Origin of the sequence: Natrinema sp. 1APR25-10V2 (assembly GCF_031626495.1) — an archaeon.
Taxonomy (GTDB): domain Archaea; phylum Halobacteriota; class Halobacteria; order Halobacteriales; family Natrialbaceae; genus Natrinema.
Window position 1 is genome coordinate 261,576 of the sequence record NZ_JAMQOJ010000008.1, and the last position, 22,545, is coordinate 284,120.

Genomic DNA, 22,545 nt, shown 5'->3' on the forward strand with positions numbered 1-22,545 from the left:
GAACGCTCTCGCCCCGTTATACGCCGGCTCTTCTTACCAGAAGTTGTTATGAGCGATCGTATCGGTGCACCCGGATTGGGGCTATCGCGACGCGAATTCGTTGCGGCGACCGGCGGCGTTGCGGCGCTGGCCGGCTGTCTGAGTCAGGGTTCGTCGGACACACAATCGGCACAACCGGCCGACGAACCGGAGACGAAGTCGTCCGGCTCGAGTCTGCCGTGGACGAGTTCTCCCGAGGTCGTCAACGTCGACGAACAGGGCGGCAGCGTGACGCTGTCGTCGGTTACTTCCCGCCACGCCGTTCACCCGATGGACTCGATGGGCGGCCCGGTCGAACTCCCGCAGGTCTGGGCGTTCAAAGCCGACGACGGCCAGCCGAGCGTACCGGGGCCGATCCTCCGAACGACCGAGGGCAACGACATCGAGGTGACCCTCGACAACACGAACGCCGACATGCCCCACACGCTGCACTTCCACGGGGCGCAGAAGACGTGGGAGAACGACGGCGTCCCGACGACGACGGGCATCACGGTCAACCCCGGCGAGAAACACACCTATACCATCCCCGCGAACGTCCCGGGGACACACCTCTACCACTGTCACTATCAGACCCACCGCCACATCGACATGGGAATGTACGGCATCTTCCGGGTCGATCCGAAGGGGTACGAACCCGCCGATAAGGAGTACTTCTTCACCCTCAAGGACTGGGACTCCCGGCTGAACCGCCAGATGGCCGGAGAGGACCTCGACTACAGCCCACGGAACCGGAACCCGGACGTGTTCACGATCAACGGCAAGAGCCTCCCGCGGACGCTCCACCCCGAGGACGGCTCGCCGATCATCGTCGATCACGGCGACACCGTTCGCCTCCACATGGTCAACGCTGGCTACATGTCCCACCCGATGCACACGCACAACCACCGATTCCGTCTCGTCGAAAAAGACGGCGGGCAGGTCCCCGAAGCCGCCCAGTACGAACAGGACGTTACGAACCTCGCCCCAGCGGAGCGCCACACCGTCGAGTTCGAGGCCAACGCCGATCCCGGTATCTACCTCATGCACTGCCACAAGGTCGATCACGCAATGAACAGAGACGTCTACCCCGGCGGCATGGTCAACGGGATCGTCTACCGCGAGGCGATGAACACCGACATCTTCGCGAACCTCATGAAGTACGCCGGCTACGAGGGCTAACCCCCTCGAGCAGCAGTTCGCGATACTCGACTCGAGCAGAAACGAGCGGATCGACGCCGTTTACGCCGATCCGTGCTACGTCCAGCCTTCCCGTCTCGAGCGACCGTCCGAACCCCCGGCCAACTGATTCCGTTCGGCGAGGCGGGCACAACCGGTCCCGGTAATATCGTATCGCTGGCAGCCGATCGACCGGATCTCGCCGTCTCCCCGGAGACGGCCACACGCGTTCTCGACCGTGAGCGGATGCTCATCGATGTCGGCGGCGAGGTCGACGACGTACAACGGCCCCGCGTCCGCGAGGGCCTCGAGAATCTCGCACTCGAGGTCGTTCCGAGCGGTCATCGGGAGATGGCCACCTCCTCGTACGCCTCGAGGAGTTCGCGGTATCGGTTCCGGACCGTGACCGAACTGACCCCGGTTTCCTCGCCGATCGTCTCCTGGGTCAGCCGTTCGTTGGTCAGCCGCGCCGCGCCGTAGATCGCCGCGGCCGCGAGCCCCGCCGGGCTCCGACCGCTGTGGAGGTCGCGGGCCTTCGCCGCCTCGAGGATCTCCCGGGCGAGCCGTTCGGCGTCGTCGCTGACCGCGAGCTCCGACGCGTACTGCGGGAGGTAGTGGACCGGATCAGCGGGTTCGATCTCGAGCCCGAGTTCGCTCGACAGGTATCGATAGGCCCGCTGGACGGGGAGTTTGTCGACGCGGCTCACCGACGCGAACGCGACGAGCGTCCGCGGGGTACCGTGCTGGCGGGCGGCCGCGTACAGACAGGCGGTCGTCATCGCCTCGATCGATCGGCCGGGGAGCAGGTCCTCGTCGACGGCGCGGCGGTACAACACCCCGGCCGTCTCGCGACACGGCTCCGGCAGGCCGAGCGCCGATGCCATGCGCTCGAGTTCGCCGAAGGCCTGTTTCAGGTTGCGCTCCGCGGCGTTCTTCGAGGTGAACCGCTCGTTCCACGTTCGCAGCCGCCGGAGTTGCTCGCGCTTGCGCGACGAGATGCTGTTGCCGTATGCGTCCTCGTCGCTCCAGCCGATCATCGTACTGAGCCCCTTGTCGTGTCGACGGGCCGTTGTCGGTGCGCCGACCCGGCGGCGGTTCTCGTCGTCGTCCTCGAACGTCCGCCACTCGGGGCCGTAATCGATCGCATCCGCATCGAGGACGAGCCCGCACTCCCGACACGTCCGCTCGCCGTGTTCCTCGTCGTGATCGATCCGACCTCCACACTCCGGACACTCGGACCGCTGTCGCTCGCGCTCTATCGCGGGCACATCGTTCCGGGTCGATCCCTCGTCAGCCGTGTGAACGGTCGTCCGAGTCATAAGTGGTAGTGCCGGAGTTCACGCTCCGGTTTCGTTCTGTTCTCGCTCGAACTACAGCAGACAAAGGGTATCAACGACAGGCGGATTCCCAGCCCGTGAGAACCGGCGGCCGCGTTCTTGCTGTCCGGACGGCAGCCGGGTAGACGAGCCAGTATCTCCCAGCAGACGGCGGTTCGGTCGCCGAGAGGAACAACGTTTATTCGCTCCGGACAGACACCACGTATAGATGGACCGCGACGGTGACCGAACTGACGGTGACCCCGACGTCGACCACGACCGAGCGGCTGGCTTGCGCGCCGAGGACGACCGCGTCGAACTCGGCCTCGCGCTACTGGCCCGCCTCGAGCACGAGTCGCTGTCGCTGGCCGACGCCGTCGACCGGATCGAGACGGTCACGACCGATCCGACTGTGACGCGGACGATCCTCGACCGGGCGGAACTCCGCGGCATTATCGACCGCGACGACGGGATCGTCCGGCCGAAGAGCCGCCAGTACGTCCGCTTCGAACGGGACGTGATCACGAAAGAAGGCGAGTTCTCCTGCCAGCGCTGTGGCTCCGGGCTCTCGACCGGCTACTTCATCGACCTCGAGGCGGGCGAACTCGGCCCGTTCGGCTCCTCGTGTATCCGAAAAGTGACCGGCCGCGACGACTAACGGCCCTGCCGGAGTTCCTCGATGAGCTGTTCGATCGTCTCTCCCTGTTGCTCGATGATCTCGCTCTGGCGCTCGACCGCCGCCTCGAGCGCGTCGATCCGCTCGAGCAGTTCGGGATCGGTCTCGGGCGTGGGCGCAGACGTGCTCTGGCTCGGCTCCGCGGTGGTGACACCGTCTCCGGCGCTGCTCGAGGCCGCCGCATCGGCGGCGTCCGCGAGGATCGACTCCGTCTCCGTCGTCATCGCATCGGCGTCGTGGTCACCTCCCGTCGTCGAAGCGGACTGGGACGGCGTGGCGGCAGACTGACCGTCGCCCTCGTCGGTCGACACTGTTGCAGCCGGCGTCTCGTCCGTCCCGACATCTGCGAGCGGATCGGCGGCGTCCGATTCGTCCGCCACGCTCGCCTCGTCACGTCGCTCGCTGTCCTCCGGCTCCGGCGGATCGGCATCGAGCGGATCGACGCCACCGCCGAAATCGACCGAACCCTCGCTGCTGGCCGGCTCGTCATCGTCGCCGCCGAGGGTCTCGTTGAGTTCCTCGAGCGACCCGACGCCGTGATAGTCGAACAGCGCCCGCTGGAGTCGTTCGCGGAGGTCGTTTGCCTCCTCGTTTGGCGCTTTGATTCGCTGTGGGCGACCGTCGACCGTGAGGACGATCTGGGTCGCGACGCTGCCGTCCTCGAACGAGAGGTTCGTCACGCCGTCGAACCGATACTCCTCGTAATCGCCGTCCCAGACCGCTCCGCCGATGTGCTTGACGAGTCGATCGCTCGTGATGATCAGGGTCAGTTCGCTGAACCGGTAGGTCTTGACGACCGTCTCGCCGGACTCAGTGATCCCGTTGCCATTGAGTACGCCGGCGAGGACCGGGTGGAGGACGGCGTCGGTCTTCCCCGCGGGGATCGTGAACTCCTGCGTGCCATCGAGCGCGTACTCGAGGGAGAACTTGGTCTTGCGCCGGCCCTCCGAGAGGGTCAGTCGGTCGGCGTCGTGGGGATACTCGTCGGCCGATTCGTCGCTCAGGAGGCCGTCGGCGCGGTAGACGATGGTCCGCGTGGGTGTGATGAAGATCTCGTCGTCGCTGCCCAGAGAGACCCGCGCCGCGATCTCCTCGCCATCGAGAGTAGAGTGGACGATGCCGGGAACGCTCATGGGGCGCCCTTCGTATCAGTATGTGATAAATCCGTGGGTCCGCGTTACACGCCAGTCTCGAATGAGAAGGTTAAAGAAACGGACCGCACTATCCGTAATCGAGCCCGGGTGGCTTAGCTGGACATAGCGCCGCACTCATAGGGTTCAGAGATTCGGTGCGGTTTCGCCTTGGAAGCCTCCGTGTCCCTCGAGGACTCTGCCGAGCCTCGAACCTGGGACATGCGGAGATCGAGGGTTCGGAGCCCTCCCCGGGCATGCTTCTCACAGAGATCACGAGTCGAAGACGAGTGGTAACACTGGAAGCAGGCCCGAATTACTCCGAGCCCGCAGGTCTTGCGCGGACGAGGTGGGCACGAGGCAGGAAAGACGAACGAAATGAACCTTCCTACGGTTCGGTCCTCAACAAGGAGACGGTCTAATCGGGCGGCTCTGTGAGGCGTTCGTCACCGTGACTTCGCCGTCGTCGATGCGAAGGTCGACCCGAACGGTATTATCGCCGGTGCAGGTCTCGTCGATCGTCCCTTCCGCGTTCGTCGTGGCTCGAAGCGTGTACGTTCCGTCGGGGAGCGCGTCGATTACGAGATATTGCCCGGGAAGCGACGAGTCGTACACGTCAGCCCATCCGGCACTGATCCCTTGATAGTCACAGTCGAACTGGGCACTGCTGTTGGCGTTTGGACGGGACGGCATCCGGAAGTTGTCCCGGAGACAAAACGTCTGTTTCTTTCCGACGCCCATCTTCTCGCCAGATTCATTGAATAAGGCATATTTATTGAATCCTTTCAAGTGAGCGTGGCTATGAGAATCCGAATATTCGTACAGATCCGGACGATTCATGGGATTCCCTAACTCGGCATCCCTATTTCCGGCATTGTAGATGATCATGTCGAATCGAAGGAGTCGGTGTTCGCCCGGGGTCACGAACCCGTCTTCGACATCGGCGCTGGATTCGTCGAACACTTCTGTCGAAATTGTAAACTCCCTGACTCCCGGGACGAAGTTGACCCCCGACCTGGTCTCGGCTCGGTCTTCCCCGACTGAGTCGTCCTCGGTTTGACCGTCTTCTGCTTGGTCGTCCGCGGATTCAGGGTCGGACTCGGTCGGCGTGGACGGCGGCGCTGTCGAGTTCGCTTCGTCCGCAGGAGTCCCCCCCTCGTCCGCAGTGTCTTCGCTTCCGGAGGCCGTAGCGGGGTCCGTGCTACTGTCGGACACGCTCGTTGTGAACGGGCTGTCGACCGCAACGCCCGCGAGCGTAATCGTGGCTACCCCCGCCACTGCGATGAGAAGAATCCCCGCCACTACCGCCGCACGCTTCCTGTCTCGTATGTAATTACCCTTCATCTTCTCTTCCCGGTCTGCGCTGGACCAAAACGAGAAGAAAAATAGTAAGAATCCGACTGACTGATCGTAGACCTCGTGTACTCGTTCGAAATCGTCGACAACCGAGAAACACCTCCGCTCGCTTTCGCTTAGGATCTGGCTACCGAACATCGGAAACGAATCTGTTCCCGGGAGGAGTCTCGCTCGAGTCGTCATCGATGTTACGCGATCGGTTTCGGCGGCCAGTTCGGTGATCGCATTGGTATCAGTGGTCTGTGAGTCTCACGGTAAACCAGCAAGCCGGCTCGGAGGAACGAATTGATAGCAATAATACACACAGCCATTACGTTTAATAGAGTTTACAATCACGGTACCGGTATGCAGAACAGATATATCGTGATTTTCGCGCTCGAGGGAGCCGGGTTCGGCGTGATTTTCTATCTCCTCGCTCGAGAGGCGGTCCGCTCTGTTTTCGATGTTACTGAGCTGATACCACAGTTTCCGTATGCTGGAATCGTCGCGAACGCCGTCGGTGGGACCGCCGTGCTCCTGCTCCTCGATTTCCTGACGGTCTCGGTGGCACGGCGCCTCGGACTCCACAAAGTATGAACGGCAAGCCGACCGAGGCGGATCGCGGTCGATGCGTCCGGTCGAGGGGTGATGGGTCAGGCGTCGTCGGTCGTTTCGCCCCAGTCTGTGAAGCAGTCCGCGGGTTCGACGTCACGAATCGCCTCCATCCCCTCGCTGGGGATGTGTTTGAAACAGCGCGGTTCGTCCTCCGTGACGGCGATCCACGCTGCCTCGTCGCCACAGACCGCACAGCGAGGCGCGCCGCCAACTCGCAGCGCGTACCACCAGCGAAGCCGCTCGAGTCGGCCCCTAATCTCTGCTTCGACACGATTTCGCAGCCGAGATAGACGACCGCCGGCCGCAGTCGATCCGCCCCCGGAATCGGTCCCCTCGTCGACAGTCATGTTCGTGTATTCGCGTAGCGCGCGGGTTACACTTTGGCATCCGATTTTTCAGTCGCCGAAACGTCGATGGGATCCGGTTGCGATCAAACTACCCGGCGTCTCGTGAAGCATTCCAATTCAGGCGATCGAACTGTCCTCGTCCGCTGCGGCCGCGAGATGCTGTCGGCCCCAGTCGCGCATCTCCTCGATGACGGGCTCGAGCGATTCGCCGAGTTCGGTCAGCGAGTACTCGACGCGAACCGGCTTCTCGCTGACGATCTCTCGGTTGACCAGCTGCTTTTCCTCGAGGTCGTCGAGCACGTCGGAGAGGACCTTGCTCGAGATGCCGCCGACCTCGTCTTCGAGGGCGTTGAACCCGAGCGGTCCGTTCTCGAGCAGCCGGTGAATGATGACGGTGTGCCATTTCTTCCCGATCAGCGACGCGGTGGAAGTGATCGGACACCACTCCTCCCCCGCACACCAGACGTCTACTCGCTGTGTGGACTCGTCCATAGCCCTCGGTACGTCCCGAACGCGCAAATAGTTGTATCTGGGAAGCGAGTTACCGGCTGTAACTCGTCTCTGGCGTGTTTGATCACCGCCATCGCCGACGTGGAGCCGGGTCACTTACCGGTTCGTAACCGGGTAACCGTCGCGTTAGCTGACGTTTATGCCTGCAGAGGCGTAACCAGGTTACAATGAGTAACCACGGACTGACGAATCAGGACGCTATCGGCGACGAGCAGTATTACGAGGTCGTCGTCGTCGGTGGTGGTCCGGCAGGGCTGACGACCGCACTGTATGCAACGCGCCTCGGTCACGAGACCGCCGTGTTCGACCGTGGCGGCGGCCGAGCCGCGATGATGCAGGAGACGCATAACGTCATCGGCACCCCGGAATCGGTATCGGGAACCGAATTCCTCTCGACAGCCGTCGACCAGATCCAGTCGTACGGTGCCGACTACCGCCGGGAGTTCGTCACGAACATCGAGCGCGTCGATGACGCGTTCGCTCTCGAGACGACGGACGGTCTGGCCGTCGCGGAGCGCGTCGTTCTCGCGACCGGGTTCTCGGACGGTCGCCCCGACCCACCGCTGCCCCGAACCGGGCGCGGCCTCCACTACTGTCTGCACTGCGACGCCTACATGTTCGTCGACGAACCGGTGTACGTGATGGGCCACGGAGAGAGCGCGGCTCACGTCGCGATGATCATGCTCAACTACACCGACGACGTCGACCTACTGCTCCGGGGCGAGGAGCCCACGTGGAGCGACGAGACGGCGACGATGCTCGAGGGCCACCCCGTCGACATCGTTCGCGAGGACGTGACCGGCGTCCGAAACGGCGACGACGGCTGGCTCGAGGCCCTCGAGTTCGCCGACGGAGCCGTCCGCGAGTACCGCGGCGGGTTCGCGATGTACGGGAGCGAGTACAACAACGACCTCGCGGCCGACCTCGGCGCAGAAATAAACGACGACGGCACGGTCGCCGTCGACGATCACGGCCGAACGTCGGTCGAGGGCCTGTACGCCGTCGGCGATCTAACGCCCGGTCACAACCAGGTTCCCGTCGCGATGGGACAGGGCGCGAAGGCGGGGATCGCGATCCACAAGTCGCTCCGGGAGTTCCCGAAATCGGTCGCCGAACTCGAGGCCGAGGGAACCGTCACGACGAACGACGTTCCCGCGATGGCCCCCGATCTCAGGAGCCAGGCGAGTGACCACTCCGCGGCCGAGGGCGACTGAGAGAGTTCGGGTGGAGTCTAGATCGAGATCGAACTTGTAGCGGCCGTCGGACGCCGTGCGGGACGGACCGGACGATTCGGAATCATCGCTCGGGCGTTTCGATCCGAGTGTAGTACTCCGCTACCGACGAGTCGGACCCGATGACTGTCTTTCTCGACGACACTCGATCTTTTTCTGATCGACGTGGAAGCCATCGTCATGCCGCTGTACCCCCGTCTCTATCCTCGGGGCGCCAGCCAGGTGCCGATCACGGGGTGGTCACGTGACTGACTCGGGCTACACGCCGATCGAATCCTACGGCGTCATCGGGAACCTGGAAACGTGCGCGCTCGTCGGCCCGGACGGGTCGATCGACTGGTTTCCGTACCCTCACCTCGAATCGCCGACGATCCTCGCTGCGATCCTCGATCCGGAGCGCGGCGGTCGGTTTCGCATTGGTCCGACGGATACGGCCGAGGGGAGTCAGCAGTACGTCGAGGGGACGAACGTCCTCGAGACGGCGTTCGAAACCGCGGCCGGGACGGCGACGGTGACGGATTTCCTGCCGCCGGCCGGGGCCGTCGATCATCCGAAGAAGATCCTCTACCGCGGCGTCAGCTGTGCGAACGGCGAAATCGACCTCGAGATCGAGTACGAGCCACGCTTCGACTACGGACGCGCGAACACGACGTTCACGCGGACGGAGACGGGACTCCGTGCGGCGGGTCACGACGAGCAGACGGTGCTCGAAACCCCGATCGATCTGGCCGTCGACGGTGATCGCGCGACGGGGGAGATCTCGCTCGAGGCGGAGGAAACGGCCTGGTTCGCGCTCCGGTGTACGGGTGCCGAAACCGTAGCTTCCGATCCGGAAGACGCGCTGTCCGACACGATTCAGTTCTGGCGGGACTGGTCGCACAGCTGTGCCGAGGCGGGCGGCTGTGCCTTCGGCGGCCCGTGGCACGACTGCGCGGTTCGCTCCGGGCTCGTCCTCAAACTCCTCACGCACGCCGAGTCGGGCGCGGTCGCCGCCGCCCCAACGGCGTCGCTGCCGGAAGACATCGGCGGCGTTCGAAACTGGGACTACCGGTACAACTGGCTCCGCGACGCAGGGTTCACCGTCCAGGCGCTGATGAACCTCGGCCACGTCGAGGAGGCGGCCGACTACGTCGACTGGTTCATGGATCTCTGCCAGACCGACGACCCCGCGCAACTCCAGCCCCTCTACGGGCTCCACGGGAACGCGGACCTCGAGGAACGGGAACTCGACCACCTCGCCGGCTATCGGAACTCCCGACCGGTTCGGATCGGCAACGGGGCCGCCGACCAGACGCAACTCGACATCTACGGCGAACTCCTGCTCGCGGTCGACGAGATGCTGGGCCACGGCCGAGACCTCGACGGCGGCGACTGGGCGACGATCCGCGATATCGTCGAGTACGTCCGGGACGTGTGGGACCAACCGGACGCCGGAATCTGGGAGGTCCGGGGCGGCGCGAAGCAGTTCGTCTACTCGAAAGTGCTGTGCTGGGTCGCCCTCGATCGCGGAATCGATATCGCCGTTGAACGCGACCGCGACGCGCCGCTCGAGGACTGGCGGGACGTCCGCGAAGCGATCGAGACGGACGTCCTCGAGAACGGCTACGACGAGGATATCGGTGCGTTCGTGCAGGCCTACGGCTCGGACGCGCTCGACGCGACCGGCCTGTTGCTTCCCATCGTCGGGTTTCTCCCGTTCGACGACGAGCGGATCCGTGGGACGATCGAAGCCATCGAGGCCGACCTCGTCGAAGACGACGTGCTCGTCAGGCGGTACGACGGCGACGACGGCCTGCCGGGGGACGAAGGGGCCTTCGTCCTCTGCTCGTGCTGGCTGGTCGACGCGCTCGCGCTCTCCGGGCGCGTAGACGAGGCCCGCGAGCGATTCGAGGCGCTCCTCGAGTACGTGAACCCGCTCGGACTCGTCGCCGAGGAGTTGGATACCGATACCGGCGCACACCTCGGCAACTTCCCGCAGGCGTTCAGCCACATCGGCATCATCAACAGCTCCCTGTACATCGGCTACGCGATGGGTCGTGATTCGGCCGCACTGGCGCCGATGGGTATCCGCCTCGGTGATCCGGTCGACATCGACGGCTGGTGAGCGTCCGAATCGACCTTAGAGTTCGTCTGAAAGCACCTTCGCAGCGACGAGCACCGGATCCCAGGTGGTGTTGAACGGCGGCGCGTACGCGAGATCGTAATTTTCCACGTCGGAGACCGTCGCACCTTCCGAGAGCGCCGCGACGATAGCGTGGCTTCGGTGGACCGCGCCCTCGCCGTACTCGCTGACGAGGCTCGCGCCGAGAACGCGACCGGAGTCACGGTCGGCGGTCAGCGTGACCGTGACGGTGCCGTCCTCGGGATAGTAGCCGGCCCGCGATTTCGCCGTTATCGTCTCGCTGACCGGATCGAACCCGGCCTCGCGGGCCTCCTCGAGGTCGACGATTCCGGTTCGAGCGGCTTCGACGTCGAAGGCCTTGACGGCCGCTGTACCGGCGATGTCGCCGTCTTCAGTCGGCGTCCCGGTGACCGTCTGGCCGACCGCACGGCCGTGGCGATTGGCGGTCAGCGCCAGCGGAACGTACGCGGGCTCGCCAGTAACGACGTGGGGCGCCTCGGCGCAGTCGCCCGCTGCGTAGACGTCGGGCGCGCTCGTCTCGCGGTAGGCGTCGGTCGCGATCGCACCGGTCTCGCCGAGTTCGATACCAGCGTCCTCGGCGAGGCTCGTTCGGGGGCGAACCCCGGTCCCGAGGAGTACCATCTCGACCGCGACCCGCTCGTCGGCGGTAACGACTGCCTCGACGCGGTCGCCGCCCGAGAGCGCCCGTACCTCGGAATCGAGGTAGAGCGAAACGTCCTGCTCCCGGAGGTGCTCCGCGACGGACTCGCTCGTTTCGTCGCTAAATCCGTTCAGGACGCGGTCGCCGCGCTGAAAGAGGTTTACCTCGAAACCGTTCGCCGCCAGCGCTTCGGCCATCTCGACGCCGATATAGCCGCCGCCGACGATTCCCACAGGGCCGGTACAGTCCTCGAGATACCGGCAGGCCGGTCCCCGGTCCGGCTGTTGGAGCTCTTCCTCGTCGCGCGCTCGAGCGACGTACTCGCGTAGTTCCTTCCCGTCGCTCATCGAGCCGAGCGTGTACACGCCCTCGCGGTCGACGCCGTCGATCGGGGGCACTACCGACTCCGACCCCGTCGCGATCAGCAAGTGACCGTAGGGCTGGACAACGGTACCGGACTCGCCCTCGGCGGTGACGGTCCGCGTGTCGGTATCGATGTCGACGACCTCGTGTCCCGTCCGGAGATCGATGTCGCGCTCCTCGCGGAACTCCTCGGGCGTCACCGAGACGAGGTCCTCGAGCGACTGGATCTCTCCTTTCACGTAGTAGGGGAGCCCGCACGCGCCGTAGGAGACCCACTCGCCTTTTTCGAAGACGACGACCTCGCGGTCGGGGTCGTCGCGTTTGGCCTTGCTCGCCGCTGACATCCCCGCCGCGTCGCCGCCGACGATAACGAACGGATCGCTCATATCGGAGACCATCACAGGCGACTCATATAATTAGTCGCTGACTGTGCACGGGCGCTACAAGAGCGTCAGCGAACGGCGTTTCTGGACCCGACGCTACTCGTCGAGAGGCGCCACTGTCGGGTGTCAGTCACGCGTCGAACCGAGAGACGGGCTCAGCTCCGCTCTTCCTCGGAGAACCGCCACGGGCTGTCGGCCGCGACGGCGGCTTCCTCTCGCGAGAGCGGTACGTCGTGGTACAGCTGCTCGAGATGGTCCATCGTATACCCCACGGAGTAGCGTTCGACGGCCGCCCTGGTCTCGCGCTCGGTGACCAGGCAGGTCTCGATCGACTCGACCATCGATTCGAGGTCCCCGTATTCGAACCGCTCGCCGTTGTCGGGACCGATCGTCCGATCGAACGGCGGGACGTCGGCGGCCGCGACGGGGGTCCCGCAGGCGTTGGCTTCGAGCGTCGAGAGCCCGAGTGTGTCGGCGGTCGAGGCAGTCAGGAAGGTGTCGATCGAGGAGTAGAAGATGGGAAGCTCCTCGCGGGGGAGAAACTCCCGGACTTCGACGTTGTCGGGGGCATTGCGTTCGAGACAGTCCCGATAGGGGCCGTCACCGACGATGACGAAGTCGTACTCGGGACACTCCTCGGCGACCCGCAGGATCTCGCTGACGTTTTTCTCCATGCTGAGCCGGCCGCTGTAGCCGATCACGGTCCGGTCGGGGTACCAGTCTTCGTCGGTCGGCTGGAAGAAGTCCATATCGATCCCGACGGGAAGCTGGACGTGTTCGACGTCGCGCTCGATACGTTCGGTCGAGGCGGTAACGATGTCGAAGCTCTCGAGGAACGCGTTCTCGATGGGGACGTACAGCTTCGAGAGCGCGGTAGCGACGGACTCGAATTTGACGTTCTGGTGGAAGTACTCCTCGAGGGGCGTGTGGTGGGTGTAAATCGACGGGAGGTCGTGTTTCCGGGCGTAGTACCGTCCGAGCAGGCCGATCGGCGCGGGGCCGTGGCAGTGAACGACGTCGAGGTCGGGCAGCGTCGACGGCCGTCGGGTGAGCGGGATGCGGTAGCCGGCGTAGAACGGATTCGGCAGCGACCGGACGGGAATCTCGCGGTCGCCGGGCTCGTAGTCGCCGTCAGGGTAGATCACGTACACTTCGTGACCCATGCGCTCTAGCTCCTCGCGCCAGAGTTTGATCGTATACGTTACGCCATCTATCTCAGGGAAATAACTGTCCGTGAAAAATCCGATCTTCATTCAGGCCACCTCCTCGTACAACGACTGATAGCGGTTCGCGACCGTCTCGAGCGAGAATTCCTCGCTCCGTTCGGCCGCGTTCGATCCGAGCCGGGCTCTGAGATCGGAATCCGTGAGCCGTTCGAGGGCGTCCTCGAACGCGTCGACGTCCGATCCGGACGCCTTCAGGCAGTCTGTGCCGTCCTCGAGCCACGAGAACGTCTCGATGTCGCGGACGAGAAGCGGCTTGCCGGCGGTCATCGCTTCCAGCAGCGCGATCCCCTCGTTTTCCTCGTGGGTCGGGAAACAGAAGATGTCGCCGGCCGCGTACGCGCCGCGAATGTCGTCGACGAAGCCGGTGAACGTGCAGTTGTCGGGTGAGTTCTCGATCAGTGCCGTCGTTTCCCGCCCCTTCAGCGAGAGGTCCAGCGGGCCGAACCACGCGAAGTCGAGGTCGGGCAGCCGCCGGGCCAGCTCGACGAACGTCTCCAGTCCCTTCCGCTTGATCACGTGACCGACGAGGAACACCGTCGGCGGGCTGAGATCGTAGCGCTCGCGGTACTCGTCCTCGAGCGATTCGAACCCCTCGAGTTTCTCGCGGTCGACGCCGTTCGAGATGACCGTCGTCGGCGCGTCGGTGTAGGTCTCGATTAGCCCCCGGTTGTACTCCGAGGGACAGACGAGGGCGTCGGCCAGCCCGTAGGCCCGCTCGAGATACGGCTTGAGCGGCTTTGCGAGGGCGTTCGTGAACCGGAAACTGTCCCCGAAGTCCTCCGCGGTGACGTGCGTATGCGCGACGACCGGGACGCCCCGTCGTCGCGCTCGTCTCGCGTAAAACACCGACCGCGGCCCCATGAGGTTACAGTGGAACACGTCGGCGTCGAGCGTCGGCTCGGTCGTATACGAAAGCTCCAGTCGGTCCAGCATCTTCCGCTGGTGGACGACGGACTCCCGGATACCGCCGGTGACGTGATCCTCGAGTTCGAAGTAGTGGCTGATCTTCATACCGGACTCCCGTGTCGTTACCACCGGGCGCACCGCGTCGCTGGGCGCCGTCGGCGACCGTCGGTTTTCGTCTCGGTACTCGCTCCGCCTCCGTTCTCGATCGAACGCGGCGTTACTCGACTTCGAGCCACGGCACCTCCATGAGCGCCGGGATGTAGGTCTCGATGTGGTGTTCCCAGACGCCCTCCTCGCCGAAGGCTTCGCCGTGGTCTGCCGTCACGATTACTTTCCCGTCGAGTTCCGGGATCAGGTCGGCGACGGACTCGAGGGCGATCCGGAGGTTCTCCTCGTAGAGGGCCATCGCGGCGTCGCGCGTGCCGTTCTTGACGAGGTCGGCCGGATCGAGTTCGAGCCAGAGGCCGGCCTTCTGGGCGAGTTCGCTCCCCTCGAGCGTGTTCTCGACTTTCGGTCGGATCGTATCGCCGAGCGACGAGAGCGCGCCGCCACCGCCGTCGCCCTCCTTTTCGGCTTCCTCCTGTTTCTTGATCCCCTTCTGGATCTGCTTGAGCTTCTGCCCTTTCCCCCGGGCGAGGTAGGGGGCGTGTGGCTGCATGTAGTGGAGCACCGTCCGATCGGCCGCTTCGACGGCGTCCTGGTGCTCGTGGAACGCCTCCCCGAGGCTGTCCGGCGGAACGGTGCCGAGGTCGTCGTCCCAGCCGCTCTTCCAGACGTCGAAGACGTTGCTGATGTGGTCGGACGCCGACCACTCGTAGTCACAACTAGCCCCCCACTTGAGTTCGTTCAGTGGGATGCCCAGATCGTTGATGAAGGGATTGCTCGAGAAGTACGCGATGTCGTGTTCGTCGGTGAACGTCCGGTAGGCCCACTCCGGGGTCGACGAGCCGACGCTTCGACGTTTCTCTAACGTCCCGTCGAGGTACTCGTCGTACACCTCGCTGAACACGTCGTACCGACACGCATCCAGCACCAGGCAGTAGTCCCAGTCAGTTTCGAGGAAGCGCTGGTCCTGCATTCGTTATCGCCTCCTTTCGAGTCGACCTACGTATTCTTATTGGTTCCCGGAAAGTCACCGCGACCGCCCTTATCGGGCTAATATCCGGGTCTATCTGCCGAGTTTGGGCGATCGGATCAGCCGCGGAGCTACTCGAGATAGCCGAGTTCGCGAAGCCGGTCGCGGGTCTCCTCGTCGGCGTCGGCTAACGCGTCGTCGGCGTCGGCGACTCGCTCGTCGGGGTCGTCCCACGCGCCACCGACGGCCTCCTCGAACCGGGCGAGTGCCCGTTCCGTGGCGGCGACTGTTTCGTCGTCGGCCGGATCGACTGGCGACTCCTCGGCTGGGTCCTCGTCGAGCCGATAGCCCTCGTCGGGGATGCGATCCGCGCGGACGTACTTCGCGTCGGAGCTGCGGGCGGCCCGCAGCCGGGAGTACGCCCGGTGATCCTCGGGGAGTTCGATGCCGGCCTCGCTGGCCTTCTCCTCCAGATGGTGGAGTTCGATGACCGGCTGGGCGTACTCGACGAACGCGTAGTCGCCGTCGGCCGCGTCCGCCTCCCCGTTTCCGAGGACGGCCCGCTGGCCGGGATCCGCCTCGGTCGTCCCGTCGAACGCGCGGAACTCGCTCGAGAGCAGCGAACGCGTCGGGTCGCGGCCGACGGCTCCATCCGCACCGGCCGTCGTACCGACCCCATCGGGGTCGACGCCGGTCGCGTCCAGCACCGTGTGATAGCAGTCGAGCAGTTCGACGAGGTCGTCGCGCCGGTCGGCCTCGAGGTCGGGGTGTTTGACCAGCAGCGGGACGTTGATGAGTTGGTCGTAGAGGGCGAACTCGTGACCGTAGAGGTCGTGTTCGCCGTGGAGTTCGCCGTGGTCGGCGCAGACGACGACGGTCGTGTCCTCCCACTGGCCGGTCTCGCGCAGCCACGCGAACAGGCGGCCGAGTTCGGCGTCCATGTGGGCGATCTCGGCGTCGTACAGGCCGCGAATATCGTTCCACTCCTCGTCGTCGATCTCGCGCGCGCCCGAATTGAACTCCTTCGAGTTCTGGCAGACCTCGCTGGGGTCGACGCCGGGGGCGAACTCCTCGCGGTACTCCTCGGGCGGGTAGTACGGCAGGTGGGCGTCCATCAGGTTGACGAACGCGAACCAGCCCTCGTCGCTGTCGCTGTCGTCGATGAACGATTTCGTGCGGTCGATGACCGACGGCGTCTTCGAGTCCGCCCCGTCGCCGCTGGCGAGTTTCGAGTGTGCCATCGCGCCGAGGTGGACGAGCTTCGACGCCAGATCTCGGAGGTAGTCGTTGTCGTTGATCGCCTGCCACGCGCTCGCCAGCGGCCCCGAGAGGACGTCGCCGGGCAACACCTCGAAGAACGAGTCCTGCGCGTCGAAGCCGTCAGTGAGCCCGGTGTAGGGCGTGATCCAGGCGTTCGAGGAGTAACACGCCGTGTCGTAGCCGGCCGCCGACAGCGTCGAAGCGAGAGTGGTCTCGTCCTCGAGGTACGGACTTCCCTGGTCGGCCCCGTGCTGGCTGGGATAGCGACCGGTGAAAAGCGAAGCGTGCACCGGCAATGTCCACGGCGCAGGGGCGATCGCCGACTCGAAGACAGTCGCCTCCTCTGCGAACCGCGAGAGTTCGGGCGTCGTCTCCCGCTCGTAGCCGTACGGGCCGAGGTGGTCCTTCCGGACCGTATCGAGAACGACGAAGAGGACGTTCGACTGACGGGTCCTGTCCATTACTGACGACACTCGGCTCCACGCCAATAAATCGATTGAACGGTGGCGAAGGCGGCGCTACCGGACGCCGCTGCTTGCGAGCGTCGATCAGACGTTTCAAGTTTGCTGACGATCGATACCGGTTATGGACGAGCGAAACCGGCGCGCATTTATCATCGGGGGCCTCGGGGCGATCGCGGTCTTTGCCGTCCTGTTCTTCGCGGTCGGTGCCCGCGGCGTCGTCGACTCGCTGTTGTCAGCGGATCCGTCGTTGGTCGCCGGAACGTTCGCTCTCGCGCTCGGCTGGCTGGCCGCCTGGAGCCTAATGCTCCGAACCGTCCTCGCCGCCCTCGGGGTCGACGTGCCGGTCGTCAGGTCGTTCTTCGTCTACGCCGGTGCCGTCTTCGCCAACAACGTCACCCCGTTCGGGCAGGCCGGCGGTGAGCCGGTCGCGGCGCTGCTCATCTCGAAAGTCTCCGACGCCCGCTACGAGACCGGCCTCGTCGGCATCGCCAGCGTCGACGTCATCAACGTCGTCCCCTCGATCTCGCTCATCCTCGTCGGCGTCGCCTACTACGCGACGACCGCCGCCCTGGGCAGCCGCCTCGAGACGGCCGTCGGCTCCGCGGTCGCGCTGATCAGCGCCATCGTGATCGTCATGGCGCTCGTCTGGCGGTATCACGACCGACTCGTCGAACGGCTCCCCGCTGTCGTCGCCCCCCGGCTCGGCCGGCTCGGCCTCGAGCGATTCGAATCCGAGACGCTCGAGGAAGACCTCCGGGACCGACTGGGACGGTTCTTCGAGAACATCGAGCGCGTCGCGACCGACCGCTGGCGGCTCGCCGCCGTCGTCGGACTGTCGCTCTGTGGCTGGCTCTTCCAGACGGCGGCGCTCACGGTCGCGTTCGCCGCGCTGGGGTACGACGTCGCGCCGTACGTCCTGCTGTTCGTGATCCCGCTCGCGAATCTGGCAGGTGCGGCTCCACTCCCCGGCGGTCTCGGCGGAATCGAGGCCGCGTTCGTCACCCTGCTCGTGCCGACGACCGGGGTTCCGGCGTCGGCGGTCACCGCAGCGGTCCTCATCTTCCGCGGCGCGATCTACTGGATGCCGGTGTTGATCGGCGGCGTGTCGGTCTCGGCGTTCGGCGTCCGGGCGGTCCGATAAGCCCCGCACGCCAGCGCCGCCCGAATCGTCCAACAGCGTCATCCCCGTGGGCCCCCGACGATCGGGCAGCGACCGATGTACCAGGAAGGCCACTCCGGCTTCAACGCCCTGCTGTACGCCCCGTTTCTGCCGGTCGTCGCCGGCGCCGCGTCGCTCGAGCTAGCCCTTCTGGGAGCGTTGCTCGCCGTCGGCGTCGCCAACGTGCCGGATATCGATCAGCGGCTCCCGCTGATCGAGCATCGGGGTCCGACCCACACCGTCTGGTTCGCCGCCCTCGTCGGACTGGCCGCCGGCGGCGGGACCGCTCTCGCCGCCCCCGCGACGCCATGGGCGTTTCAGTTCGGGTTCGTCGTCGGTACGTGGGGCGTCCTCGCTCATCTCGCAGGCGACATCGTGACGCCGATGGGAATTACGCCGTTCGCGCCCGTCTGGCGGCGACACGTCACCTTCGATCTGTTCAAATCCAAGAACGCGCGGATCAACCGCGCCGTGTTGCTCGTCGGCTCGAGCGCGCTGGCCGCGTCGCTTTCGCTAACGATCGGGTGGCCCGTTGGGAGTCTCTGAGGACGGACTCGTCAGCCGACGACCGGACGACCGTCGGCCCGCCAGACGAGGATCCCGATCGCCGCCGTCCAGAGCAGCGTCGTCGCAGCGGGGCTGTGAACCGCCAGCCCGGGACTCCACGACGTCTCGAGTGGGAACAACCAGTCGATCCCCTTCGGCGAGAGCGAGTCGATCGCGAGGTGCGAGCCGATCGCCAGCGCGACGCCGGCCACGAGGGTTCGATCGCGCGTCGCCGCGTAGGCCCCGACGACGACCGCTAGCGCGAACAGCGGCGTGTGCGTGATCCCGCGGTGGACGAACGGCCAATCGAGGGCCGACGGGAAGAGGAAGTCCGCGTCCGGAAGGAGGCCGAAGACGATCCCGAGTCGCGGATCGGCCTCGGTGAAGCCGGCGACCAGCGCGTAGCCGACGACGGCGTGGGTCGCGAACGCGCCCGCGAGAAACAGTATTCGGCCCGGTACCATGGGTCGCACTTTCGCCCAACTGATTGACATACCTTCCGGTTCGATTCGCAGTTCCGCCCGCCGAACCAACACAAATTACAGGCAGGACGGATTACGCTCGGCGCATGGATCCGTTGCAACTCGAGGGGACGCCGCCCTGGCTCGAGTCGATGTTCACGTCGGAGGTCGCGTTCGCGGTGTTCTTCGGGATCTGTATCCTCGAGGGTGCGATGCTCCTGCGGTTTATGCCGAGCGAACTCGTCGTGCCGGCCGCGCTGGCGCTGATCGGGTCGACGGTCTCGAAGGCGGTCGCGATCGTCGCCCTCGCGGTCGTCGGCACGACGATCGGCCAGTTCTGTCTCTTCTGTGTCGTCCGTCGAGGGGGGCGGGAGTACGTCCTGCAGACGCGCTGGTTTCCCATCTCCGAGTCGCGTCTCGAGCGGTTCGACGGCTGGTTCGATCGGTGGGGAGCGATCGCCGTCCCGGTGAGTAACACGATGCTGTTCGTTCGCGGCCTGCTGACCGTTCCCGCCGGACTGTCGGAGATGGACGGCCGGACGTTCGTCGCGCTGTCGGCCGCCGGCTCGCTGTCGTTTCAGTCGATCCTCGCCGGGCTCTACCTGTTCGGCGGCCACCTGCTGGCGTGAGCTTGGAGGGGGAACGGGAGCAAAAGGACGCTTCGTGGTGACGAAACGAGTTCTCGAGCCGATCAGTCGCCTTGCCGGTAGACCGGGAGGCGAAGCCTGACGCCGGCGTCGTGAAGCTGCCACCGGATCTCCGAGCCGGCCCACGCCAGCCCGGCCAGCAGCGCGACGCCGATGGCGGCGAACTCAGAGGACCCCATCCAGACCGGGGTCACGAAGAGGAGGCCGTTGTAGATCCGATGCGGAAGGATCGTCTCGATGAGGTCGCCGAGGAACTCGAGGGGTTCGAAGCCGAACAGCCCGTCGCTCCCACCGCCACCGTCGCCGCCGGTTTCGGCGGCCGTACGCGACTCGAGGCCGAGCGCGGCCGCGCTCTCACCGCTGGTGCTCTCGTCGCCGGTCTCGAGGCGCTCGGCCTCGTAGGGTAGCGACGACCCGACCTGCCAGACGATCGCGCCGGACTCGTTGACTTCCATCACGCGGTTGCCGTGGGTGTCGGAGATGAGCGTGTTGCCGTTCGGGAGTCGGTCGGCGTCGCGTGGCCACTGAATCCGGTCGTCCTCCCACACCCAGGTCTGGTTCCACTCGCCGTCTTCGCGCTGGAACTCTTTGATCTGTGCGTTCTCGGAGTCGGCGACGAGGACGGCGGGTCCGCCCTGACTCTCGGGGATGTAATCGGGGTTGTGCTGTTCGTTCAGGACGTCGTACTCGTTTTCGGATCCGAGCGTCCAGTCCTCGAGCAGTCCCTGCTGCTGATCGAGGAAGACGACCTGGTCCTGATTCCGCAGACTGACCATGATTCGGCCCTCCATCTGCCCCTCTTCGATGTACTCGACGTCGTTGATGTGGGCCCAGTCGCGCGGCCACTCGTGGCCGCCCTCGAGCGGGAAGTCGCTCTGGGCGTCCCAGAGCCAGTCGACGATCTCCGTCTCGGTGTCGACGATGAACACCTGATCGTGGACCATGTCGGCGACGACGAAGTGGGTCTCGTTGATGCGATCCGCGTCGTGCCACTCGGCGGCGAGTTCGTTGGGATCGTAGCGCTCGTAGAGCACCTCGACCTCGCCGGTCGTGAGGTTGGCGCGCTCGATGACGTTACGAGTACACGGCGGCGAACCACAGTACGGCTTCTCGGTGTGGATCGTGTCCGTCGCGGCGTATTCGACGGTCAGAGGGTCGCCCTCGACTGGATCGGCATCGAAGTACTTCGTGCGCGTGTTGTTGTAGTAGATGACCTCGCCGTCGGGCGCGTAGGCGGTGATCGTCCCCGCACGCCCCGATTCGGTGACGACAGTGTGATTCTCCGTCGGCGGCGCGTTCGGGACGTCTTCTTTCGACGCCGTCGAGAGGCCGCCCGACGCCGCCGCGCTGGCGACCACGGCCGCCGAGATGAGAATGAGAACGGCGAACGCGGCCCGGAGTCGGTTTCGCGTGATCTCCGACCGGACGCGATCGATCGACGGGAGCGACTCTGCGTTCACGGATCGATCACCATCGAATACGTGAGCACCGTCTGGGTAATCATCTTTTGTCGGTTCCGGATCGTACTACTAGTACTTTTTCTAACGACATCACGGTCGCTGAGACAATCCGACCCGGTGACCCGTTTCAGTGGTCCGCCTCGTCGGCCCGTCTCGTCGTGAGGACGGGGACCGGAGCCGTTCGGATCACGCGCTCGGTAAAGCTCCCGAGCAGGTGACGGTCGAGACCGGTGTGGCCGTGCGTTCCCATCACGATGAGATCGATCCCCTCGGCATCGGCGTAGGACGTGACCTCTCGCGGCATCGAACCGGTCGTGAGCGTGGTCAACACGTCGTCGACGCCGTCATTCCTGGCGACTGCCGCTGCCTCGTCGAGGATCTCCTGGACGTTCGCCTCGAGTTGCTCGGAGAGCTGTACCGACCCGGCGTCGCCCACCTCGGGGAGTTCGTCGACGACGGAGAGGAGGTGGAGTCGCGCGCCGTGGTGGGCGGCGAACGCCGCACCCAGTTCGAGCGCCGCTGTCGCGTGATCGCTCCCGTCGGTCGGGACCAGCACGTCCGCGTAGGGGTAGGCCGGTCGTCCGCCGTCGGTCGGTCGAACCGTCAGCACCGGCACGTCGCTTCGGTTCACGACGTGGTCCGTGACGCTCCCGAGGACGTACTCGCCGAGCCCGCGCCGACCGTGTGCACCCATCACGACGAGATCGAAGTCGTCGGTCGCGGCGTACTCGACGAGTACCTCCCGCGGATCGCCCTGCACCACGTCCGTTACGACCGGAACGTTCCGCCGCTCGGTCAGTTCGGCGGCCTCCGAGACGATCTCGTTTCCTTCCTGCTCGAGAACGTCGACGACCTCGCCGCCGAGTCGCGTGAGACTGGGCTCGTTCGTGTTGGCGACGTTGAGCACGTGGATCGTGGCCCCCACTTCGGCGGCGACGTCCACCGCGTGTTCCAGGGCCGCCGTCGCGGGGTCGCTCCCGTCTACCGGAACGAGTATCCGAGTGAGCATGCCCCGGCGTTCAACGGCAAGGCGCTTACGTCTGTGGGATGACGCGAACCGACGACCGAGCGCGACCGCTCTCCGGAAGCCGTAGCCGAAGAAATGAGTATCGACCGAAGTACAGGCTGTAACGCCTTCAGGCCGATTCGACGCGGATCTCGCCGTCGGCGGCGATCGTAACCAGACAGTCGCTGTACTCGAACGTTATCGAACCGCTCGAGCGGAGGCCGTTCGGCCGGGGTTCGAACAATCGCTCGAGTGCGTCGGCGTTGATCGAGTAATGAAGTGGTTCGAGTTCGGTGACGTCCTCGTTCCGGAATGTTGCGACGGCGTCCGCTACGGCAACGCTGAGCGGTTCGTCGTCGAGTCGATCGTACTGCACGGTATAGTGATCCCCCATCTCTGTTGACGGTGATCGTGGACTCATCTCGGTCATGTATTCTACGTACCCCCAGTA

At 65.1% G+C, this 22,545-nt stretch carries 23 protein-coding genes and 1 tRNA gene; 9 read left to right on the forward strand and 15 right to left on the reverse strand.

From position 1 onward, the window contains the following. Nucleotides 1-48 precede the first annotated feature (48 nt). A complete protein-coding gene (locus NDO75_RS23665; RefSeq protein WP_310909094.1) occupies nucleotides 49-1,197 on the forward strand; it encodes a multicopper oxidase domain-containing protein in 1,149 nt (382 codons plus the stop codon). Between the two features lie 75 nt (nucleotides 1,198-1,272). Here NDO75_RS23665 and NDO75_RS23670 read toward each other — a convergent pair whose 3' ends face one another. Together NDO75_RS23670 and NDO75_RS23675 are read right to left on the reverse strand one after the other, a co-directional pair. After that, nucleotides 1,273-1,539, reverse strand: a complete 267-nt coding sequence (locus NDO75_RS23670; RefSeq protein ID WP_310909095.1) for a MarR family transcriptional regulator — start codon at nucleotides 1,537-1,539, stop codon at nucleotides 1,273-1,275. Beyond that, nucleotides 1,536-2,513: a TFIIB-type zinc ribbon-containing protein gene (locus NDO75_RS23675; RefSeq protein WP_310909096.1), complete on the reverse strand. Its 978-nt coding sequence runs from the start codon at nucleotides 2,511-2,513 to the stop codon at nucleotides 1,536-1,538. The genes NDO75_RS23670 and NDO75_RS23675 overlap by 4 nt, the downstream gene beginning before the upstream one ends. Before the next feature lie 226 nt (nucleotides 2,514-2,739). On the opposite strand from NDO75_RS23675, the gene NDO75_RS23680 reads away from it, so the two are divergent. Next, on the forward strand, nucleotides 2,740-3,168 hold the full coding sequence (locus tag NDO75_RS23680; protein ID WP_310909097.1) for a DUF5830 family protein: 429 nt from the start codon (nucleotides 2,740-2,742) through the stop codon (nucleotides 3,166-3,168). On the opposite strand, the gene NDO75_RS23685 is transcribed toward NDO75_RS23680, so the two are convergent. After that, the gene (locus NDO75_RS23685; RefSeq protein WP_310909098.1) at nucleotides 3,165-4,319 is read right to left on the reverse strand and encodes a hypothetical protein; all 1,155 of its coding nucleotides are present in this window, start codon (nucleotides 4,317-4,319) and stop codon (nucleotides 3,165-3,167) included. The genes NDO75_RS23680 and NDO75_RS23685 overlap by 4 nt on opposite strands. Nucleotides 4,320-4,421: 102 nt before the next feature. Here NDO75_RS23685 and NDO75_RS23690 point away from each other — a divergent pair. Beyond that, a tRNA-Met gene (locus NDO75_RS23690) sits at nucleotides 4,422-4,574 on the forward strand. A gap of 144 nt (nucleotides 4,575-4,718) precedes the next feature. On the opposite strand, the gene NDO75_RS23695 is transcribed toward NDO75_RS23690, so the two are convergent. After that, on the reverse strand, nucleotides 4,719-5,810 hold the full coding sequence (locus NDO75_RS23695) for a lysyl oxidase family protein (protein WP_310909099.1): 1,092 nt from the start codon (nucleotides 5,808-5,810) through the stop codon (nucleotides 4,719-4,721). Between the two features lie 207 nt (nucleotides 5,811-6,017). On the opposite strand from NDO75_RS23695, the gene NDO75_RS23700 reads away from it, so the two are divergent. Then, nucleotides 6,018-6,248 (forward strand): hypothetical protein, encoded by a 231-nt coding sequence (locus tag NDO75_RS23700; protein ID WP_310909100.1) that lies wholly within the window; start codon nucleotides 6,018-6,020, stop codon nucleotides 6,246-6,248. Nucleotides 6,249-6,304: 56 nt separating this feature from the next. Here NDO75_RS23700 and NDO75_RS23705 read toward each other — a convergent pair whose 3' ends face one another. Both NDO75_RS23705 and NDO75_RS23710 read right to left on the reverse strand, forming a co-directional pair. Beyond that, a complete protein-coding gene (locus NDO75_RS23705) occupies nucleotides 6,305-6,613 on the reverse strand; it encodes a hypothetical protein (RefSeq protein ID WP_310909101.1) in 309 nt (102 codons plus the stop codon). Between the two features lie 117 nt (nucleotides 6,614-6,730). Then, complete coding sequence (locus tag NDO75_RS23710) at nucleotides 6,731-7,105, reverse strand: helix-turn-helix domain-containing protein (protein ID WP_310909102.1); 375 nt, start codon at nucleotides 7,103-7,105, stop codon at nucleotides 6,731-6,733. A 185-nt stretch (nucleotides 7,106-7,290) separates the two neighbouring features. Here NDO75_RS23710 and NDO75_RS23715 point away from each other — a divergent pair, with 185 nt between their 5' ends. Beyond that, nucleotides 7,291-8,337: an NAD(P)/FAD-dependent oxidoreductase gene (locus tag NDO75_RS23715; RefSeq protein ID WP_310909103.1), complete on the forward strand. Its 1,047-nt coding sequence runs from the start codon at nucleotides 7,291-7,293 to the stop codon at nucleotides 8,335-8,337. A 262-nt stretch (nucleotides 8,338-8,599) separates the two neighbouring features. After that, complete coding sequence (locus NDO75_RS23720) at nucleotides 8,600-10,459, forward strand: glycoside hydrolase family 15 protein (RefSeq protein ID WP_310909104.1); 1,860 nt, start codon at nucleotides 8,600-8,602, stop codon at nucleotides 10,457-10,459. Between the two features lie 15 nt (nucleotides 10,460-10,474). Here the strand turns inward: NDO75_RS23720 and NDO75_RS23725 are convergent, their stop codons facing one another. The 5 genes from NDO75_RS23725 to NDO75_RS23745 all read right to left on the reverse strand — a co-directional run bounded on the left by NDO75_RS23725 (nucleotide 10,475) and on the right by NDO75_RS23745 (nucleotide 16,812). After that, on the reverse strand, nucleotides 10,475-11,887 hold the full coding sequence (locus NDO75_RS23725) for an FAD-dependent oxidoreductase (RefSeq protein ID WP_310909105.1): 1,413 nt from the start codon (nucleotides 11,885-11,887) through the stop codon (nucleotides 10,475-10,477). 152 nt (nucleotides 11,888-12,039) lie between these two features. Further along, nucleotides 12,040-13,137, reverse strand: coding sequence for a glycosyltransferase (locus NDO75_RS23730; RefSeq protein WP_310909106.1), 1,098 nt, complete (start codon nucleotides 13,135-13,137; stop codon nucleotides 12,040-12,042). Continuing rightward, nucleotides 13,138-14,121, reverse strand: a complete 984-nt coding sequence (locus NDO75_RS23735; RefSeq protein ID WP_310909107.1) for a glycosyltransferase family 4 protein — start codon at nucleotides 14,119-14,121, stop codon at nucleotides 13,138-13,140. Nucleotides 14,122-14,233: 112 nt separating this feature from the next. Continuing rightward, a complete protein-coding gene (locus tag NDO75_RS23740; protein WP_310909108.1) occupies nucleotides 14,234-15,094 on the reverse strand; it encodes a hypothetical protein in 861 nt (286 codons plus the stop codon). Nucleotides 15,095-15,222: 128 nt separating this feature from the next. Further along, nucleotides 15,223-16,812, reverse strand: a complete 1,590-nt coding sequence (locus NDO75_RS23745) for a sulfatase (RefSeq protein ID WP_310909109.1) — start codon at nucleotides 16,810-16,812, stop codon at nucleotides 15,223-15,225. A 124-nt stretch (nucleotides 16,813-16,936) separates the two neighbouring features. Here NDO75_RS23745 and NDO75_RS23750 point away from each other — a divergent pair, with 124 nt between their 5' ends. Together NDO75_RS23750 and NDO75_RS23755 are read left to right on the forward strand one after the other, a co-directional pair. Next, the gene (locus NDO75_RS23750) at nucleotides 16,937-17,956 is read left to right on the forward strand and encodes a flippase-like domain-containing protein (RefSeq protein WP_310909110.1); all 1,020 of its coding nucleotides are present in this window, start codon (nucleotides 16,937-16,939) and stop codon (nucleotides 17,954-17,956) included. A 75-nt stretch (nucleotides 17,957-18,031) separates the two neighbouring features. Further along, nucleotides 18,032-18,520: a metal-dependent hydrolase gene (locus tag NDO75_RS23755; RefSeq protein ID WP_310909111.1), complete on the forward strand. Its 489-nt coding sequence runs from the start codon at nucleotides 18,032-18,034 to the stop codon at nucleotides 18,518-18,520. 11 nt (nucleotides 18,521-18,531) lie between these two features. Here the strand turns inward: NDO75_RS23755 and NDO75_RS23760 are convergent, their stop codons facing one another. Next, nucleotides 18,532-18,984 carry a metal-dependent hydrolase gene (locus NDO75_RS23760; RefSeq protein WP_310909112.1) on the reverse strand — a complete coding sequence of 151 codons (453 nt, stop codon included), beginning with the start codon at nucleotides 18,982-18,984 and terminating at the stop codon, nucleotides 18,532-18,534. Nucleotides 18,985-19,088: 104 nt separating this feature from the next. Between NDO75_RS23760 and NDO75_RS23765 the strand changes: the two genes are divergently transcribed. Next, nucleotides 19,089-19,610, forward strand: coding sequence for a VTT domain-containing protein (locus tag NDO75_RS23765; protein ID WP_310909113.1), 522 nt, complete (start codon nucleotides 19,089-19,091; stop codon nucleotides 19,608-19,610). 62 nt (nucleotides 19,611-19,672) lie between these two features. On the opposite strand, the gene NDO75_RS23770 is transcribed toward NDO75_RS23765, so the two are convergent. The 3 genes from NDO75_RS23770 to NDO75_RS23780 form a co-directional block, all read right to left on the reverse strand. After that, nucleotides 19,673-21,088 carry an aryl-sulfate sulfotransferase gene (locus NDO75_RS23770; RefSeq protein ID WP_310909114.1) on the reverse strand — a complete coding sequence of 472 codons (1,416 nt, stop codon included), beginning with the start codon at nucleotides 21,086-21,088 and terminating at the stop codon, nucleotides 19,673-19,675. Between the two features lie 127 nt (nucleotides 21,089-21,215). Then, nucleotides 21,216-22,097 carry a universal stress protein gene (locus tag NDO75_RS23775; protein WP_310909115.1) on the reverse strand — a complete coding sequence of 294 codons (882 nt, stop codon included), beginning with the start codon at nucleotides 22,095-22,097 and terminating at the stop codon, nucleotides 21,216-21,218. A gap of 127 nt (nucleotides 22,098-22,224) precedes the next feature. Next, a complete protein-coding gene (locus NDO75_RS23780) occupies nucleotides 22,225-22,488 on the reverse strand; it encodes a HalOD1 output domain-containing protein (protein ID WP_310909116.1) in 264 nt (87 codons plus the stop codon). Nucleotides 22,489-22,545 lie beyond the last annotated feature (57 nt).